Origin of the sequence: Phenylobacterium deserti (assembly GCF_003254705.1) — a bacterium.
In the GTDB taxonomy this organism is placed as follows: domain Bacteria; phylum Pseudomonadota; class Alphaproteobacteria; order Caulobacterales; family Caulobacteraceae; genus Phenylobacterium; species Phenylobacterium deserti.
Window position 1 is genome coordinate 645666 of sequence record NZ_QFYR01000001.1, and the last position, 16184, is coordinate 661849.

The following is a 16184-nucleotide window of genomic DNA, read 5'->3' on the forward strand; positions in this document are numbered from 1 at the left end:
GTGGGTGTCTTCAAATGGCCAAAACGGTCCTGGTCGTCGACGACGATCCGACGCAACGGCGACTGATCCAGGCGGTCCTGGAGCGCGAGGGTTTCGCGGTCGCGCACGCCGAAAGCGGCGACGAGGCGATCAAGCGACTGGCGGCTGGCGGCGCGGCCGACGTCGTCCTGCTCGACCTCGTCATGCCGGGCAGCTCGGGCCAGGAAACCCTGGTGGAGATGCGGGCCCGCGGCTTCAACCAGCCGGTGATCGTGGTCACCGCCACCGGCGGAATCGACACCGTCGTCCAGGCCATGCAGGCCGGCGCGGTCGACTTCTTCGTCAAGCCCGCCGCGCCCGAGCGGATCATCGTGTCCATCCGCAACGCCCTATCGCTGGGCGCGCTGAAGGGCGAAGTCGATCGGCTGAAGAAGCACGCCTCCGGCCGCACCACCTTCGACGACCTGATCGGCGCCTCGCCCGCCATGATGATGGTCAAGCGCATGGGCGAGCGGGCGGCCAAGTCCTCCATCCCGATCCTGATCACCGGCGAAAGTGGCGTCGGCAAGGAAGTCATCGCCAGAGCCGTGCACGGCTCGTCCGAGCGCGCCGGCAAGCCCTTTGTCGCCGTGAACTGCGGCGCCATTCCCGAGAACCTCGTGGAGTCGATCCTGTTCGGCCACGAGAAGGGCAGCTTCACCGGCGCCCACGACAAGCACCTGGGCAAGTTCCAGGAGGCCAACGGTGGCACCCTGTTCCTGGACGAGGTCGGCGAGCTGCCCCTCGACATCCAGGTCAAGCTGCTGCGCGCCCTGCAGGAAAGCGAGATCGACCCGATCGGCGCCAAGCGCTCCATCAAGGTCGATGTGCGCATCGTCTCGGCCACCAACCGCGACCTCTCCCAGGCCGTAAAGGAAGGCCGCTTCCGCGAAGACCTGTTCTATCGCCTGAACGTCTTCCCGATCGAGGCGCCGTCCCTGCGCGAGCGCAAGGAGGACGTGCCGGCGCTGGTCGATCACTTCGTCCGCCGCTTCAACGTCGAAGAGGGCAAGACCGTGGTGGGCGCCGCGCCTGAGACCATGGCCTTCCTCACCGCCTTCGATTGGCCCGGCAACGTTCGCCAGCTGGAGAACGCGGTCTATCGCGCCATCGTCCTGGCCGACGCGCCCTATCTGCAACCGCACGACTTCCCAGCCATCTCCGGGGTCGCCGCACCGCCGCCCGAGGCCCTTGCGCCGTCCGCCGCTCCTGCACCCCTGCCGACGCCGGAACAGCTCATGGCCTCAATGACGGCCGAAGGCCCGGTGAAGATCCTCGACGACCGCGGCCACCTGCGGACGCTGGAAGAGATCGAACGGGACCTGATCCAGCTCGCCATCGGCATCTACGCCGGTCACATGAGCGAGGTGGCCCGCCGCCTCGGCATCGGCCGCTCGACCCTTTACCGCAAGGTCCGCGAAAACGGCCTCGAGGACATGGTCAAGGGCGCCGACGAAGCCGCCGCCTAGTCTTCGGTTTTCAATTTGCGCGAGAAGCCCCGACGCCTCTGCATCGGCGGCTTCTCGCCCTTCGCCTTGATGGCGATCTCCTTGAGCTTGATCACCTGCATCAAGGAAAGCGCCTCGCCGGGCCCGCCCTTTTCAGGGTCGCCAAAGGCTCGGCCGTAGGTCTTCACCCGGTCTTCCACCGAGCCGAGGAACTCGTCCTCCCAGTCGGAGAGCTTGACGCCCGCGCGCTCGGCCTGCCGCCGCGCGCGCTTGAGGGCGCTGAGCGCGGCCTTCTTGGCCTGCGCCTTCCGGTCTGTGGGCTTTCGGTTCAAATCTCTCCGATGGCCGACAGGTAGAGGTCGAGGATCGCCTCTTCCTCCTGACGCTTGGCGCGGTCCTGCTTGCGGATGCGGATCACCTTGCGCAGCACCTTCACGTCGAAGCCGTTGCCCTTCGCTTCGGCGAACACTTCCTTGATCTGCTCGGAGATCTCGGCCTTCTCCTGCTCGAGGCGCTCGACGCGCTCGATGATGCTCTTCAGCTGGCCCTGAGCGGTGGAGTTCAGGATATCGGTGTGCGCGGAAGCGTCGTCGGCCATGGCGAAGTCTCTAGCTGAAGATCAGGGAGGGTGGAAAGCGCGGGAACCTAGCGGCGAGCCCTTCGCCTGTCATCCGAACCTTGGACCTTGACTTGCCCCCATGCGTTGAGGCGGATCGCCGCGGAGCCCCACGGGGAAGAGTGATGTCCGAGAACAAGTCCCGCCCGACGCAAGCCGACGCCGAAGCCGCCGTCCGCACCCTCATCGAGTGGGCCGGCGACGACCCCAACCGCGAAGGCCTGCTGGAGACGCCCAAGCGGGTGGCCAAGGCCTACCGCGAGCTCTTCGCCGGCTACGACGTCGACCCGCGCGAGTACCTGGCCCGCACCTTCGACGAGGTGGGCGGCTACGACGAACTGGTGGTTCTGAAAGACATTCCGGTGGTCAGCATGTGCGAGCACCACATGCTGCCGTTCCTGGGCAAGGCGCACGTCGGCTACCTGCCGCGTAACCGCGTGGTCGGCATCTCCAAGCTCGCCCGCGTGGTCCACGGCTTCGCCCGCCGCATGCAGATCCAGGAAAAGCTCACTGCCCAGGTGGCAGAGGCGATCCAGGACATTCTCCAGCCCAAGGGCGTCGGCGTGGTCATCGTGTCCGAGCATAGCTGCATGACCATGCGGGGCGTGAACACCCCCGGCACCCGCCTGACCACCAGCCACCTGCTCGGCGAAGTGCGCGACGATTCCCGCACCCGCCAGGAGTTCTTCGAACTCGTCCGCAGCGGCGACCGATAAGGATTAAGCGCATGGCCTCGCCACTGCGCTACACAGCTGGCTGGTACGGTGGCGCGGTCGCTGCGACCACCTTGGCGTACTGGGTCGCCCTCTGGATCTTGATGTCCAGCCTCCGCCTCGGCGGCCTCAGCGGGCTGGGGATCCTGCTTTTCGGCGGCATCGCGACCTACGGCGCTTACGTGGCCCTTCTGGTCCTCACGGTGAGGATCTCGCCAGGCGTTTCCCTGCTGCATCGAGCGGCAGGCGTCGCGCTCTGCATCGGATTGGTCCCGATCCTGATGCTCGCCACTCTCGTGTTGGCCTGGCCCGATTGAGGTTCAGGCAGGCGTCGCGCTGAAACGCCCTCTGCAATGACCGTTAGAGCAGTCCGCGCGCTTCCAGCGCCGGACGCAGCGCGGCGGGGTCTTCAAAGTGATGGGTGTCGAACCCCATCTGGCGCGCCGTCTCGATGTTGGGCGCGCTGTCGTCCACGAACAGCACTTCCGCGGGATCGAAGCCGAAGCGGTCGATCGCCACCTGGAAGATCGCCGGATCCGGCTTCACCAGCTTCTCGTCGCCCGAAACCACGATGCCCTTGAGGCGATCGAAGGCAGGGCTGAGGGACTTCATGTGGCCGATCACTTCCGACGACAGGTTCGTCAGGCCGAACTGCGGCAGGCCCGTCGCGTCGAGGGCCAGGATCGCGGCTTCGGTTTCAGGGATGGCGCCCGAGAACATCTCGGGCCAGCGGCGCTCCCAGGCGAGGATCTGTTCCTCGTACTGCGGGAAGCGCTCGAGCAGGGGCTTGCGGTTGTCCGCAAAGGTGGCGCCCCGATCGTGCTCGAGGTGCCAGGCCATGGTGCAAACCTCGGTCAGGAACCGGTCGCACTCGGCAGGGTCTAAAAAGACCTGAGCGTAGAGCGTGCGCGGATTCCAGCGCACGAGGACGTTGCCGAAGTCCCAGAGAAGAGCCTTCGGCATCGCCAGAGCGCGTGCTTAGCCTTGCTTGGCTTTGAAGCGCGGGTCGGTCTTGTTGATGATGTAAACCCGGCCCTTGCGGCGCACGAGCTTGCAGTCGCGGTGACGCGTCTTGAGCGACTTGAGCGAGCTTCTGACCTTCATGACCGTATCGTTTTTGGGGCGGTCCGCACGCGGCCCAGCCGGTTGTTACAAGAGGGCGCGCCTATAAGGGACCTGCCGGACCGAGTCAACGTTGTGCGCCCGCGACGATCGAACTCTTCCGCCTCGCGGGCTTGTGATCCGAAGCGAATACGACCCTCATTAGTTTAATGCAGATGCGTCGTAGTCACCTCGTTCTCATGCTTGCCCTGGCCGGTTGCGCCAGCCAGGCCCCGCACACCCCCCAGCCGCAGCCCGCGCCGGCTCCGCCGCCGGCCGCCCAGCCTGCGCCCCCGCCGCCTGTGGCAGGCCCGGTGAGACCGCCTGCGGTCTCGGGCGACCAGATCTTCGACGCCTGGGCCGCCGAGTTCTACGGCCGCGCCGTGCAGGCCGGGATTCGCCGCTCCACGCTGGATCGGGAGCTGGCCGGCCTGACCCCCGATCCGCGCGTCGCCTCGCTGGACACCCGCCAGCCGGAATTCTCCAAGCCGCTGTCGTCCTACGTGCAGGGCGCTGTCACCTCCGGCCGCATCGCCATCGGCCAGCGCAAGCGCGTGGAGGTCCCGCGCCTGGACGCCATCGAGGCGCAGTACGGCGTGCCCCGCGACGTGCTGCTGGGCATCTGGGCCATGGAGACCGGCTTTGGCGCGATCATGGGCGACTTCGACGTGATCCGCTCCATGGCGACCCTGGCCGCACAGGGGCGACGCCGGCAGTTCGCCGAGGACCAGCTGATCGCCGCCCTGAAGATGATCGAGACGGGCGAGGTCACCCGCCGCCAGCTGCGCGGCTCCTGGGCCGGCGCCTTCGGCCAGACCCAGTTCATCCCGACCACATTCCTGTCCACCGCCGTGGACGGCGATGGTGACGGCAAGCGCGATCCTTGGACCAGCGTCGACGACGCCCTGGCCTCGGCCGCCAACCTCCTGGCCAAGGGCGGCTGGGTGCGCGGGCAGGACTGGGCCCGCGAAGTGGTGGTCCCGGAAGGCTTCGACTTCAGCCTCACCGAAGGCCCTCGCCAAAGCCCCGCTCAATGGGCGGCGCTGGGTGTCCGCCGCGCCGACGGCCTGCCATGGTCCGCCGCCGATCAGGATGCGCCGGCTCAGCTGCTCGCGCCCTCCGGCGCCAAGGGGCCGCTGTTCCTGGCCTTCCCCAACCACTTCACCATCCGCAAGTACAACAACTCGGTGGCCTACGCCCTGGCGGTGGGCCTCCTGGCCGACCGCTTTGGCGGACGGGGCCCGCTGGTCACCGCCTGGCCCAACGAAGCGCCGCTGTCGCTGGCCGACCGCATGACGGTTCAGCGGGCGCTGGCCGCCCTGGGCTTCGACCCAGGCAAGCCGGATGGCGTCATCGGGCTGGGCACCCGCACGGCCCTGCGCAACTGGCAAAAGGCGCGCGGCCTGGTCGCCGACGGCTACGTGACGCCCGACGTCATCCAGCGTCTGAAAAGCGAGGCCGGCGCCGCCTAAAGGCCGCCGGTTTCGTCGCCCTTCTCCAGGCCCGCCATGGCGCTGACCTCCGGCCCGGCGGGCTTGGGGTCGGCGTTGCGCAGCTGCCGATTGGCGAAGGCGAACACCAGCATGCTCAGCATCAGCACCAGGTTCAGGTAGAACGGCGCGGGCTGCACCTGTCCGTAAAGCCACACAGAGGCGGGAGCGAGCACCACGTTGATCCCGTTGACCGCCGCGATTGCGCCAGCGACGCGCGCCTGCTCTCCCAGCCCGACAGCCAACGACGCGCCGGCGGTGAACCCGGGCCTCGCAAAACCGAAGCCCATGCTGGCGATGGCGAAACCGCAAACCACTGTCCAGTAGCTGGGCGAAAGGGCCACCACCAGGTTCCCCAACGCCGCAACAACCGCGCCCCAACGCAGCAGTTGGCGCGGGGTCATCTCGAACATGCGGATGATGCCCCATTGCGCGAGCAGGCCCGCCATGGCGCCGAACATCATGGCCACGGCGATAAAGCCCTGCGCGCGCATCGGCGAGACGCCCAGCTTGTCGATGATCAGAAAGCCCAGGGTTTGGGTCTGGGCCGTCTGGCACGTGGCCACGACGAGCCCATAGAGCAGAAAGGGCCGGACGCGCGGATCGCGCCACATGGCCCGCCCCCTGGAGGTCGCGCTCGAACCTGGGGCCTGCGCCGTGACGGGGCTTTCCGGGAGGTAGCGCAGAACGACCACCAGCATGCCGGCCGCAATCAGGGCGAACACGAACATCGGTCCCGCCAGCCCGACGAAAGGCAGAATGAACAGCGGGGCGAGGAACGGACCAAGCACGGTGCCCAGCCCGAACGCGCCCGCCAGGCTCGACATGGCTTGCGTCCGCTGTTCTGGCGCAGTGCGCTCTGCAATGTAGGCTTGGCTCACTGGGTTGGCGGCCGAACCAAAGCCGCCGAAGATCGCGCGCGCCATCAGGAAGAGGCCGAAGATCACCAGCGGCGCTGCGAGCTTCCACAACCCGGCGCTCACCACCAAGGCGCAGGCGATCATCGAGACCATGTAGCCGCCCAGCCCGACCACGATCAGCGGCTTGCGGCCGCGTCGGTCCGAAGCCTTGGCCCACAACGGCGAGGTGATCGCCCACAGCAAGGCCGAGAGCGAGAACACCGCCGCTGCGAGATAGTCGGGAATGCCGATCGAGCGGCTGATGGCCGGCAGCACCGACAGAAGGCCCGTGTTGCCGATCGCCATGGCCAGCGAGACGCCGAACAGGATCGCGAAGGAACGCTTTGGCAGGCCGCCGGCGGCCTCGGGCGGGGTCGACATGAGCCCGCGGTACACGCGCCCGAGAGCCGCCGCAAACCCCCAGGGCGCTCACGGCCCATTAAACATTAACAGCGAAGCTCACGCCGACTTCGTGGGGCCCTTCCGTCCATGTTCCAGATTATCGGCATCGTGCTGCTGTTCGCCTTGGTGTTCGGCAGCTACATCATCTCCGGCGGCAACATGGGCGTGATCCTCCATGCCCTGCCGCACGAAATGATGTGCATCGGCGGCGCGGCGATCGCCCAGTTCCTGATCGGCAACTCCATGCCGACCATCAAGGGCACCGCGGGCGGCTTCGGCAAAGTCTTCTCCGGCCCGAAGTGGAAGCCCAGCGACTACCGCGACCTGCTCAGCCTGCTGTTCCTGCTGACCAAGACCATGAAGTCCAAGGGCGTCATCGCCCTGGAAAGCCACATCGAAAAGCCCAGCGACAGCTCGATCTTTTCCCGCTTCCCGAAGATCACCAAGGACCACTTCGCCGTGGACTTCATCTGCGACACCCTGCGGATGATGACCATGAACCTGGAAGATCCCCACCAGGTCGAAGACGCCATGGAAAAGCAGCTCGAGAAGCACCACCACGAGGCGCTGGCGCCCAGCCATGCCCTGCAGAACATGGCCGACGCCCTGCCCGCCCTGGGCATCGTCGCCGCCGTGCTGGGGGTCATCAAGACCATGGGCGCCATCACCGAGCCGCCCGCCGTGCTCGGCGAGATGATCGGCTCGGCCCTGGTCGGCACCTTCATGGGCGTGTTCCTGGCCTATGGCCTGGTCGGCCCCATGGCCACTCGCATGAAGGAAGTCGTCGAGGAGGAAGGCGCCTTCTACAAGATCATTCAGGCGGTGCTGGTCGCCCACCTGCATGGCAACGCCGCGCAGATCTCGGTCGAGATCGGCCGCGGCAGCGTTCCGTCCGAGGCCCAGCCCAGCTTCCTGGAGCTGGAAGAAGCCCTCAACGCCATGCCGAACGACGCCTAAGAGGCGGCGTTACCGCTATCACGAACCCGTGAATTCGGCGCTTGCCGCGCCACCGGTCCCGGTCCACAGTCGAGCTGCGCCCGGGGGGCGACATGCCGGAAACCCGCAAAGGGAGCCGGTCCCCTAGACGGCGCGGAAACTTAGGGAGACCAGGGATATGAAGACCGAAATGCTCCGCAAGGTTCTTGTCGCCGGCGCCGCCGTCGCCGCCCTCTCCGTCGCCGCCTGCAACAAGCCGGCCGAGACCACCGACGCCGCGGCTCCGACCGCCACCGACGCCGCCGCCACCGCGCCGGCTGATCCGACCGCCGCCGCCGCTGCGGACGCGGGCGCCGCCGCCACGGCTCCGGCCGACGCCACCGCCGCTCCGGCGACCGATCCCGCCGCTGCGGGCGCGACCACCGGAACCGCCGCCGCCGGCTCGGCCATGACCACTGCTCCTGCCAACTCGACGACCACGCCGGGCGCCGCCGCTCCGGCGGGCGCCGCCCACTAAGCTTTCCAGCCCTCCTGGGCTAAGAAAGGGCCGCTCTTCGGGGCGGCCCTTTTGTTTGCGCGTCACGGACCATGAGCGAGCCCTCTTCCCCGCAAAGCCCGCTGGACTGGAGCGAGGACGGCCAGCCGCGCTCGCGCCTCTACGGCGATGTCTACTTCTCGCGCGAGGACGGGCTGGCGGAGTCGCGCGCCGTGTTCCTGCAAGGCTGTGGGCTGCCGCAGGCCTGGGCTGGCCGCACCCGCTTCACCGTCGGCGAGCTCGGCTTCGGCACCGGCCTCAACATCCTGGCGCTGCTCGACCTGTGGCGCCGCGAGGGCCCCGCCGCCGGCCGCCTGCACGTCTTCACCGTCGAAGCCCACCCGATCACCGGAGAGGAGGCGGCCCGCGCCCTGGCCCACTGGCCCGAGCTCGCCGACCTCGCCGCCCTGCTGGTCGCCCGCTGGCCGGGCCAAGCCCGAGGCGTCCACCGGGTCGAGCTGCCTGAGCTGCGCGCCATCATCGACGTCGCCGTTCTCGACGTGGTCGAGGCGCTGTCCGGCTGGAGCGGCCGGGCCGACGCCTGGTTCCTGGACGGCTTCTCGCCGGCCCGCAATCCCGCCATGTGGTCGGACGAAGTGCTGGCCCTGGTGGGCGCCCGCACCGCCCCGGGCGCGCCGGCCGCCACCTTCACCGTCGCCGGCCAGGTGCGCCGCGGCCTTTCCGCCGCCGGCTTCGAGGTCGCCAAGCGCCCCGGCTTCGGCCGCAAGCGCGAGCGGCTGGAGGCCCGCTTCCCGGGAGCCCCGCCCGCCGACGCCCCCGCCCCCGCCGTCGCCGTGATTGGCGCAGGCATCGCCGGCGCTTCGGCCGTGCGAGCGCTCCGCGCCCTCGGCCTCGAGCCCCTCCTGTTCGAGGCCGACCGCCTGGGCGCCGGCGGCTCCGGCAACCCGGCCGCCCTGGTCACGCCACGCCTGGACGCCGGCCTTGGCCCGCCAGCCCGCCTGTTCGCCCAGGCCTTCGCCCGCGCCGTACAGCTTTATGAGGCCGTGCCGGACGCCGTGATCGCCCGTGGCGTCCTGCAGCTCGCCGGCTCCGCCCGCGACGAGGACCGCTTCGCCCGCATCGCCGCCTCCGACCTCTTTGAGCCAGGCGCCCTTTCGCCACTGGATGCTTCCGAGGCCTCGCGCCGCCTGGGCGCTGCCGCGCCGTCCGCCCTCGCCCAGGACGCCGCCCTCACTGTGCGTCCGGACATCGTGCTGCAGGCCTTCGCCGGCAAGCCCGCCCGCGCCCGCATCGCGTCCATCGCCCATGACGGCCACGCCTGGCGTCTGGCCGACGCGCAGGGCCAAACGCTGGCCCAGGTCGATGCGGTGATCCTCGCCGCCGGCCTCGGCGCCGCCGCCCTCGCGGACGCGCCTCTGCAGCCGGTGCGCGGCCAGGCCAGCTGGGTGGAAGGCGCAAGCATCCCGGAGGCGGTCGCCTGGGGCGGCTACGCCGCGCCCATTGACGGGGGCGTGCTGTTCGGCGCGACCCATGACCGCGACGACGCCGGCGACGACCTGCGGGACGACGACCACCGCCGCAACCTCGCCACCCTGGCCACGGCCCTGCCGAACCTCGCCCAGGCTCTGGAGGGCCGCCCCCTCGCCGGCCGCGCCGCCGTGCGGGCCGCCAGCCCCGATCGCCTGCCGTTGGCCGGACCCGCGCCCAGCGCGCCCCCGGGCCTCTTCCTGCTCACCGCCTTCGGCTCGCGCGGCTTCTCATTCGCGCCCCTGCTGGCCGAGCACGTGGCGGCCCTGGCGTGCGGCGCGCCATCCCCTCTTCCGGCAAGTCTCGCAACCCTGGTCGCGCCCGAACGCTTCCGCCTGCGAGCCATCGCCCGGGGCCATTCCTGAAAGCTTTTCAGCACCCTATATTGGGCGAGCTTCGGGGGACGCCCTCGTCATGAGGACCGAAGAGATGAAACCCTTCCTTGCCGCCCTGCTGCTCGCCGCAGTCGCCGCGGCCCCGCACGCCGCCAGCGCCGCGCAATCCGCCGCCGGCTCGCCGGCCTGTTTCCGGCCTGAGCAGGTGCAGCGCTACGCCACGCCCGACGAGCGCTCTGTCTTTCTGCGCACCAATCGCGGGGAGATCTTCCAGTTCGACTTCGCCGGCCGCTGCCCCAACGTGCGCCAGGCCGGCGCCATCAGCTTTGTCGCGCCCCAGAACGTCTCGCCCCGGATCTGCGAGGGCCAGAACGTCCAGGTCGCGGTGCCCACCACCCTTGGTCCGGCCCTGCACTGCCAGGTCACCAACCTGCGTCGCCTGACGCCCGCCGAAGCCAAGGCCCTGCCGGATCGCGCCCGCCCATGACCCGCCTTTCCAGAACGCCCTTCATCCTCGCCGCCGCCCTTGCGGCGATCGCCGGTTCCGCAGCCGTCGCCGCGCCGCAGTCCACCCCTGCGGACGTCGCCGCCAAGCCGGCGCGGACCTGCTTCTTCGCCAGCAACATCGACGGCTACGGCAGCAACCGCAAAGGCACGGTGGACGTCCGCGTCGGCGTCCGCGACGTTTATCGCCTGCAGGTCTCGCCCGGCTGTTCGGACATCAGCTTCCCGCTTTCGCAGATCGCCCTGGTCTCCAAGGGCGGCGGCTCGATCTGCGACGCCCGCGACGTGGAGTTCGTCGTCCGCGCCGGCGCCGTGCCCCAGCGCTGCATCGCCACCTCCATGCGCAAGCTCACCCCCGCCGAGATCAAAGACCCGAGGAACGCCGCGCCATAGGCGCGCATGCGGACACGCGCCGGCTCAGGCTGGCGCTGTTCGACTTGGATATGTGGGATGCGCCCGCAAAGGGCCGAAGCGGATGGTGGACGCGACAGGGATTGAACCTGTGACCCCTACGATGTCAACGTAGTGCTCTCCCGCTGAGCTACGCGTCCGTATCCGGATCTCCCGGCCGGAGCCGGAAGCGGGAAGGGCGGCGGTATACCTATCCGGTCGCCGCCGCGCAAGCGGCTCTTTAGGCCGCGATCATCCGCTCCACCTCGTTCACGATCTCGCGCAGGTGGATGGGCTTGGACAGCACCTTGGCGCCGGGCGGGGCGCTTTCCCCCGCCGCCAGGGCCACGGCGGCGAAGCCGGTGATGAACATGATCGGCAGGCCCGGATGACGCGCCGCGGCCTGGCGGGCCACCTCGATGCCGTCCACGCCGGGCATGACGATGTCGGTCAGCAGCAGGTCCCAGCTCTGGTCCAGCACCGCGGTCGCTTCATCGCCATCGGCGCAGGCGGTGACTTCATAGCCGGCGCGCTCCAGCGCACGGGCCAGGAAGCCGCGCAGGGAGTCGTCGTCTTCGGCGAGCAGGATGCGGGGCATGGCGTCCAAGGGCGTATCTTGTCTGAATGATGAACCCTCACCCTAGGCTTTCAAGCGTAAAGGGGCGATGAACCCTTTGACCCGTCCGCCCGCTGTGCGTTCTATGGGCACGATGAACGCCTGGGAGCCCCTCCGCGCCGAAGACGAGTCCACGCGCGTCGCCGCGTTCGACGTCCGCCGCGCTGCGCCCGAGGGGCAGGCTCCGCCCACGCCCCTGGTGTTCGCCTCCCCGCACTCGGGCCGGCTCTATCCGGACGACATGATGCAGGCGGCGGCCCTGGACGCCTTCTCCATCCGCCGCTCCGAAGACGCCTTTGTGGACGACCTGATCGCCGCCGCGCCCCAGCTGGGCGCCACCGTGCTCTCCGCCAGGTTCGCCCGCGCCTACATCGACCTGAACCGCGAGCCCTTCGAACTCGACCCCGGCATGTTCGCCGACGAGCTGCCGGAGTTCGCCCGCGCCCGCACCGCCCGGGTGGCCGCCGGCCTGGGCGCCATCGCCCGCGTGGTCTCCGAAGGCCAGGAGATCTACAACCGCAAGCTCACCTTCGCCGAGGCGCGCGACCGGATCGAGCTGGCCCACCGCCCCTACCACGTCGCACTGTCGGAGCTGCTGGCCGAGGCCAAGGCCGCCCACGGCTTTGCGATCCTGGTGGACTGGCACTCCATGCCGGCGGCGGCGGCCAAGGCCGGCGGACGCGACCGCCCCGCCGACTTCGTGCTGGGCGACCGGTTCGGCGCCGCCTGCTCGGGCGTCCTGCCCACCCGGGTGGAGCGCGAGCTCGAGGCCCTCGGCTACCGCGTGGCGCGCAACACCCCCTACGCCGGCGGCTACACCACCGAGCATTACGGCCGGCCCTCCGGCCGCATCCACGCCCTGCAGATCGAGATCAACCGCGCGCTTTACCTGGACGAGGCGCGCCTGGCCCCCACCCCAGGCTTCGAGCGGCTGAAGACCAACCTCGACAAGGTGATCGCCGCCCTCACCGCCACCGACTGGGCCGCCCTGCGGGTCTGAGCTGCGCCACTTGCCGCCCATCAGGCAAGTAGACAGCAATGTGGACCGTCTACCGCCAGCGGACCTTCCGAACGTCGGCCATGGGTGGTTAGCGGACATTGGGTCGCGCGCGGCTCTCTCGGCAACTTCCAACGATTGCAGTAGGTTGATGCTCGTCCGGGGATGAGCCTCGTTCGAGGAGCCCCAGATGGCCCGCTACTTCTTCCACTTCGGGGATACCCCGCGCGGCGTGGACGTCCGTGGTCAGGAACTACCTGACCACAACACTGCCCGCATCGAGGCTGTCCGCCTTCTGGGCGAAGTGCTGAGGGACAAGGCGGGGGAATTCTGGGACGAGCAATCGATGAAGCTCATCATCACTGATGAGGCGGGTCTGATGCTCTTCGTGCTCGACGTCTCTGCGATCGAAGCGCCCGCCGTCACTCGTCTGCGAAAAGGTCCTAGATTGATCGACTGACCCCGCGCGGGGCTTGGGATGCAGACCCTCTGGACGTCTGCGATGGGTCGGAAGCGGACGTTGAGAGGGCCTGGTTCTGGGCGGCGGTCAGACGCAGCTGGTGCAAGCTACTGAGACGAGCTGAGCTCGAGGATGCGCTCCGCCAGCTCGCTCGGGTTGAATGGCTTCGGGAACATCTCGCCGCCTTCGACGCCGAAGCGGCCGAGGTGGGCGGCATGCCCAGTTATGTAGATGACCTTGAGTTTGGGATTGAGCTGACGTGCTCGTCGGCGACGTCGAAACCTGTGGTTCCCTCGCCCAAGTTGATGTCGGCCACCAGCACGTCGAAGGCGCGCGCTTCAGCGTCCAGAACCGCGTAGGCGGCCCGGTCGGACGCCGCCGTGCGGACGTCCAGATGCCGTTCCTCAAACGCATCGACGATCAGCTCACGGACGTCGGCTTCGCCTTCAACAAGCAGGATACGGGACATGAAAACCTGCCTGACGAGGCGGATACGCGGCGCTTCCATAGCTTGCAAGCGCTCAATAACCACCCTGGGTGAACACCGCGTCCGAGGGTTTGTTGCGCGGAAAAGCGGGCACGCGCGCCCTCCTTTGCGGAGTGCGGGTTAGCTTCATCCGCGCCGTGAAGGGAAGATGCGCCCGCCCCCAGGACAGCTGGTGTACCCAAACAAGGGCGAGGAGCGGTGGATGACCGCATGCGGCGACTACGTAGAAGCTGTCGTCCTCGTGCTCTGCTAAAGGACCTTCAGACGCGTTCCTGCCAGGCCTGCGCGTCCTGAGAGACAGAGTGCTCCCGCCCAAGCTGGAGCAAACTATGACCGACACCCCTCCGATTCTGATTTTGGCGGTCGACGACGAGATTCTCGTACTGGACCTCATCGCCAGCTCTCTGGAGGATGGCGGCTACAGTGTCCTTCAAGCCTCCGATGCGGAAGAAGCCTTCCAAACGCTTGAGCACCGTAGCGCAGACCTCGGCGGCCTGGTGACGGATGTAAATCTTGGCCGAAGCCGCTACTCCGGCTGGGACATCGGGCGACGCGCGCGAGAACTTAGGCCCGACATGCCGATCGTGTACGTCACCGGCGACAGTGCGCAGGATTGGCCCTCGAAAGGCGTTCCCCACAGCGTGGTGGTGATGAAGCCGTTCGCACCGGCGGAACTCGTGGTGGCCATCGCCAGCCTGCGCAAAGTCGGGTAGGGCCGCGGGCCCGCAAGGGTGATCCAAACAACAGGTTTGTGCGGAAAGACGTGCACCTACTTTGCTGGTAGGTGTTCGCCGTCGTCCTGCGCGAGCGGGAGCAAGCTGAGGTCGGGATTGCACATGGGGACCAACTTCGCCATGCCAGGCGTAGGGTAAGTGCGATCGTGACGCCGACGATCGAACCGCCTGTCGGTGACATCTTCCAGGAGATGTTCCAGGAGCTAGGCCAGATCCTCTGGTTGCTGACGCCGGAAGGTGGAATTCGGCAGTTCAACGCGGCTTGGAGCGCCTACACCGGCTTGCCGACAGAAATGCCGGCGCTGTCATGGGCGGACGTGTTCCATCCAGACGATCGTCAGCGCCTGATCGAGGCGCGCACCCGGGGGATTCAGGCCGGCTCGCAGTATGAGGTTGAAGCGCGGATGCGTCGGTTCGACGGCGTGTACCGGCGGCACCTTTGCCGCGTGAAGCCCTTGCTCAAAGACGAGCAGATCTACGCCTGGCTTGGGACGGCCATGGACGTCGAGGAGTTCCGGCAAAGTCAGGACGAGCGTGAGCGGGTCAGCCAAGGTCTCGCTGAGTCCGAGACCCGGTTTCGCAACCTCGTCGAAGCCACCCCGGGGTTCCTGTTCATCAGCGATGCCGAAGGGCGGAACACCTTCACCAACGAAGTTTTCCAGCGCTACTGCGGCGTGGCCGCAGCGGACCTGCTGGGCCACGGCTGGATCTCCTTCCTGCATCCTGACGATCATGTCCGTGCCGCGTCGGAGTGGCGGAAGGCGGTTTCCGCTGGCAGCCGATATCAGCAGGAATACCGTTTCAAGTCGGCGTCCGGCGAATACCGTTGGTTCGTTTGCAACGGGGTTCCGCACCGGAACGATGCAGGCGAAATCGTACAATGGACCGGCGTCGCGACAGACATCCACGACCGCAAGCTTCTCGAAGAACAGCTGGCGCGTGGTCGCGATCTTCTCGCCGCCGTGCTCGAGACATCACCCGATCCGATCTTCGCCAAGGCCCCGGACGGAACCTACCTCTTCGCGAACACCGCGACCGCCAAGGCGCTAGGCAGGTCCGAGAAGGGGGTTACGGGTCTGAAGGACAGCGAGGTCATAGCACCACACCTGCTCGCAGGCGTTCGGGCGCATGACTCCCGCGTTCTGGGTGGAGAGACGATCACAGAGGAAGAGATCGTCGAAGATCTCGGCGTGGCGACGAAGACCTACCTCGTAACCAAGGCGCCCATGCGAGTAGGCGACGGCGCCGTCGCTGGCGTGGTGGCCGTCGCCCGGGATATCACAGAGCGGAAGGAGCAGGACCGTCACCGCGAGCTGCTCATCAACGAACTCAATCACCGGGTGAAGAATACGCTCGCCATCGTCCAGAACATGGCGCGGCAGAGCCTACGACAGCTAAACACCAGCGCTCGATCGGCCTTCGACGGCCGGCTCATCGCGCTCGCGGCCGCGCACGATGTCTTAACGCGCCACAGTTGGCAGGCCGCGTTTATGGACGAGATCGTCGAGAGCGCGCTCAACCCGTTTGTCGATGCGGCGCGGCCCGAGCGGCTTCGATCTCAAGGGCCTCGGATGCGACTGGAGAGCCAGCACGCTGTCGCCTTGAGCCTTGCGCTCCACGAGCTGGCGACCAACGCGGTGAAGCATGGGGCGCTGTCTGTCGATGAGGGAAGCGTTGACGTCCACTGGTGGTTGACGCGGTCAGACGACGGTCCCGAGATGAAGCTGCTCTGGACCGAGCGAGGCGGCCCCAAGGTCACGCCGCCTTCGAAGCTTGGCTTCGGATCCAGATTGATCGAGCGGGGCGTCGCCCAGGATCTGCGCGGGAAGGCGAAGATCGAGTACCTGGAGTCCGGACTTTTGTGTGAGATACGAATGCCCTTGCCCTACGGTCGGCCAGAGGCGTCAGCGCACTCCTAGCTAAGCTGCGCTCCGGGAGATCTGCCCTCCGGATGGGCGGGAACGTCCGCTTACGACCCGAACCGGTCATTGGCTGCGAACGTCAGCCATGGGAAG

Annotated in this window: 20 protein-coding genes and 1 tRNA gene; 13 read left to right on the plus strand and 8 right to left on the minus strand. The window is 68.0% G+C overall.

The annotated features are described in order from the left end of the window. The first annotated feature begins 14 nt into the window (after positions 1–14). Positions 15–1487 carry a sigma-54-dependent transcriptional regulator gene (locus tag DJ018_RS03235; protein WP_111513446.1) on the plus strand — a complete coding sequence of 491 codons (1473 nt, stop codon included), beginning with the start codon at positions 15–17 and terminating at the stop codon, positions 1485–1487. Here DJ018_RS03235 and DJ018_RS03240 read toward each other — a convergent pair. Next, entirely contained in the window at positions 1484–1798 is a 315-nt protein-coding gene (locus DJ018_RS03240; RefSeq protein WP_111513447.1) for a hypothetical protein, read from the minus strand. The two genes, DJ018_RS03235 and DJ018_RS03240, sit on opposite strands and share 4 nt — an antisense overlap. Next, the gene (gene gapR / locus DJ018_RS03245; RefSeq protein ID WP_111513448.1) at positions 1795–2064 is read right to left on the minus strand and encodes a nucleoid-associated protein GapR; all 270 of its coding nucleotides are present in this window, start codon (positions 2062–2064) and stop codon (positions 1795–1797) included. The genes DJ018_RS03240 and gapR overlap by 4 nt, the downstream gene beginning before the upstream one ends. Positions 2065–2207: 143 nt before the next feature. On the opposite strand from gapR, the gene folE reads away from it, so the two are divergent. Continuing rightward, positions 2208–2798: a GTP cyclohydrolase I FolE gene (gene folE / locus DJ018_RS03250; RefSeq protein WP_111513449.1), complete on the plus strand. Its 591-nt coding sequence runs from the start codon at positions 2208–2210 to the stop codon at positions 2796–2798. Positions 2799–2809: 11 nt separating this feature from the next. Continuing rightward, a complete protein-coding gene (locus tag DJ018_RS03255) occupies positions 2810–3112 on the plus strand; it encodes a hypothetical protein (protein WP_111513450.1) in 303 nt (100 codons plus the stop codon). 43 nt (positions 3113–3155) lie between these two features. Here the strand turns inward: DJ018_RS03255 and DJ018_RS03260 are convergent, their stop codons facing one another. Next, on the minus strand, positions 3156–3758 hold the full coding sequence (locus DJ018_RS03260) for an HAD family hydrolase (RefSeq protein ID WP_111513451.1): 603 nt from the start codon (positions 3756–3758) through the stop codon (positions 3156–3158). A gap of 15 nt (positions 3759–3773) precedes the next feature. Then, a complete protein-coding gene (ykgO, locus tag DJ018_RS03265; protein WP_111513452.1) occupies positions 3774–3899 on the minus strand; it encodes a type B 50S ribosomal protein L36 in 126 nt (41 codons plus the stop codon). Positions 3900–4066: 167 nt separating this feature from the next. On the opposite strand from ykgO, the gene DJ018_RS03270 reads away from it, so the two are divergent. Beyond that, positions 4067–5368 carry a lytic murein transglycosylase gene (locus DJ018_RS03270; protein WP_205853700.1) on the plus strand — a complete coding sequence of 434 codons (1302 nt, stop codon included), beginning with the start codon at positions 4067–4069 and terminating at the stop codon, positions 5366–5368. On the opposite strand, the gene DJ018_RS03275 is transcribed toward DJ018_RS03270, so the two are convergent. Next, the gene (locus tag DJ018_RS03275) at positions 5365–6666 is read right to left on the minus strand and encodes an MFS transporter (protein ID WP_111514652.1); all 1302 of its coding nucleotides are present in this window, start codon (positions 6664–6666) and stop codon (positions 5365–5367) included. The two genes, DJ018_RS03270 and DJ018_RS03275, sit on opposite strands and share 4 nt — an antisense overlap. Positions 6667–6774: 108 nt before the next feature. Here DJ018_RS03275 and motA point away from each other — a divergent pair, with 108 nt between their 5' ends. From motA to DJ018_RS03300, 5 genes are all read left to right on the plus strand, one after another. Beyond that, entirely contained in the window at positions 6775–7644 is an 870-nt protein-coding gene (motA, locus tag DJ018_RS03280) for a flagellar motor stator protein MotA (RefSeq protein WP_111513453.1), read from the plus strand. 157 nt (positions 7645–7801) lie between these two features. Next, the gene (locus DJ018_RS03285; protein WP_111513454.1) at positions 7802–8140 is read left to right on the plus strand and encodes a hypothetical protein; all 339 of its coding nucleotides are present in this window, start codon (positions 7802–7804) and stop codon (positions 8138–8140) included. Positions 8141–8211: 71 nt separating this feature from the next. After that, positions 8212–10011, plus strand: coding sequence for an FAD-dependent 5-carboxymethylaminomethyl-2-thiouridine(34) oxidoreductase MnmC1 (mnmC1, locus tag DJ018_RS03290; protein WP_111513455.1), 1800 nt, complete (start codon positions 8212–8214; stop codon positions 10009–10011). A gap of 64 nt (positions 10012–10075) precedes the next feature. Further along, the gene (locus DJ018_RS03295) at positions 10076–10468 is read left to right on the plus strand and encodes a DUF6491 family protein (RefSeq protein WP_111513456.1); all 393 of its coding nucleotides are present in this window, start codon (positions 10076–10078) and stop codon (positions 10466–10468) included. Then, positions 10465–10878: a DUF6491 family protein gene (locus DJ018_RS03300; RefSeq protein ID WP_111513457.1), complete on the plus strand. Its 414-nt coding sequence runs from the start codon at positions 10465–10467 to the stop codon at positions 10876–10878. Before DJ018_RS03295 ends, DJ018_RS03300 begins: the two co-directional genes overlap by 4 nt. An 83-nt stretch (positions 10879–10961) precedes the next feature. Here the strand turns inward: DJ018_RS03300 and DJ018_RS03305 are convergent. Together DJ018_RS03305 and DJ018_RS03310 are read right to left on the minus strand one after the other, a co-directional pair. After that, positions 10962–11036: transfer RNA gene (locus DJ018_RS03305), tRNA-Val, on the minus strand. 80 nt (positions 11037–11116) lie between these two features. After that, entirely contained in the window at positions 11117–11473 is a 357-nt protein-coding gene (locus tag DJ018_RS03310) for a response regulator (RefSeq protein ID WP_111514653.1), read from the minus strand. Positions 11474–11585: 112 nt separating this feature from the next. On the opposite strand from DJ018_RS03310, the gene DJ018_RS03315 reads away from it, so the two are divergent. Both DJ018_RS03315 and DJ018_RS03320 read left to right on the plus strand, forming a co-directional pair. Continuing rightward, positions 11586–12491, plus strand: coding sequence for an N-formylglutamate amidohydrolase (locus DJ018_RS03315; RefSeq protein ID WP_111514654.1), 906 nt, complete (start codon positions 11586–11588; stop codon positions 12489–12491). Between the two features lie 187 nt (positions 12492–12678). After that, positions 12679–12948, plus strand: coding sequence for a DUF6894 family protein (locus tag DJ018_RS03320; protein ID WP_111513458.1), 270 nt, complete (start codon positions 12679–12681; stop codon positions 12946–12948). Positions 12949–13171: 223 nt separating this feature from the next. Here the strand turns inward: DJ018_RS03320 and DJ018_RS03325 are convergent, their stop codons facing one another. Continuing rightward, positions 13172–13417 (minus strand): response regulator, encoded by a 246-nt coding sequence (locus DJ018_RS03325; RefSeq protein ID WP_165842783.1) that lies wholly within the window; start codon positions 13415–13417, stop codon positions 13172–13174. 347 nt (positions 13418–13764) lie between these two features. Here DJ018_RS03325 and DJ018_RS03330 point away from each other — a divergent pair, with 347 nt between their 5' ends. Together DJ018_RS03330 and DJ018_RS03335 are read left to right on the plus strand one after the other, a co-directional pair. Further along, positions 13765–14148 carry a response regulator gene (locus tag DJ018_RS03330; RefSeq protein ID WP_111513460.1) on the plus strand — a complete coding sequence of 128 codons (384 nt, stop codon included), beginning with the start codon at positions 13765–13767 and terminating at the stop codon, positions 14146–14148. Between the two features lie 71 nt (positions 14149–14219). Next, entirely contained in the window at positions 14220–16088 is a 1869-nt protein-coding gene (locus DJ018_RS03335) for a PAS domain S-box protein (RefSeq protein WP_133254208.1), read from the plus strand. The last annotated feature ends 96 nt before the right edge of the window (positions 16089–16184 follow it).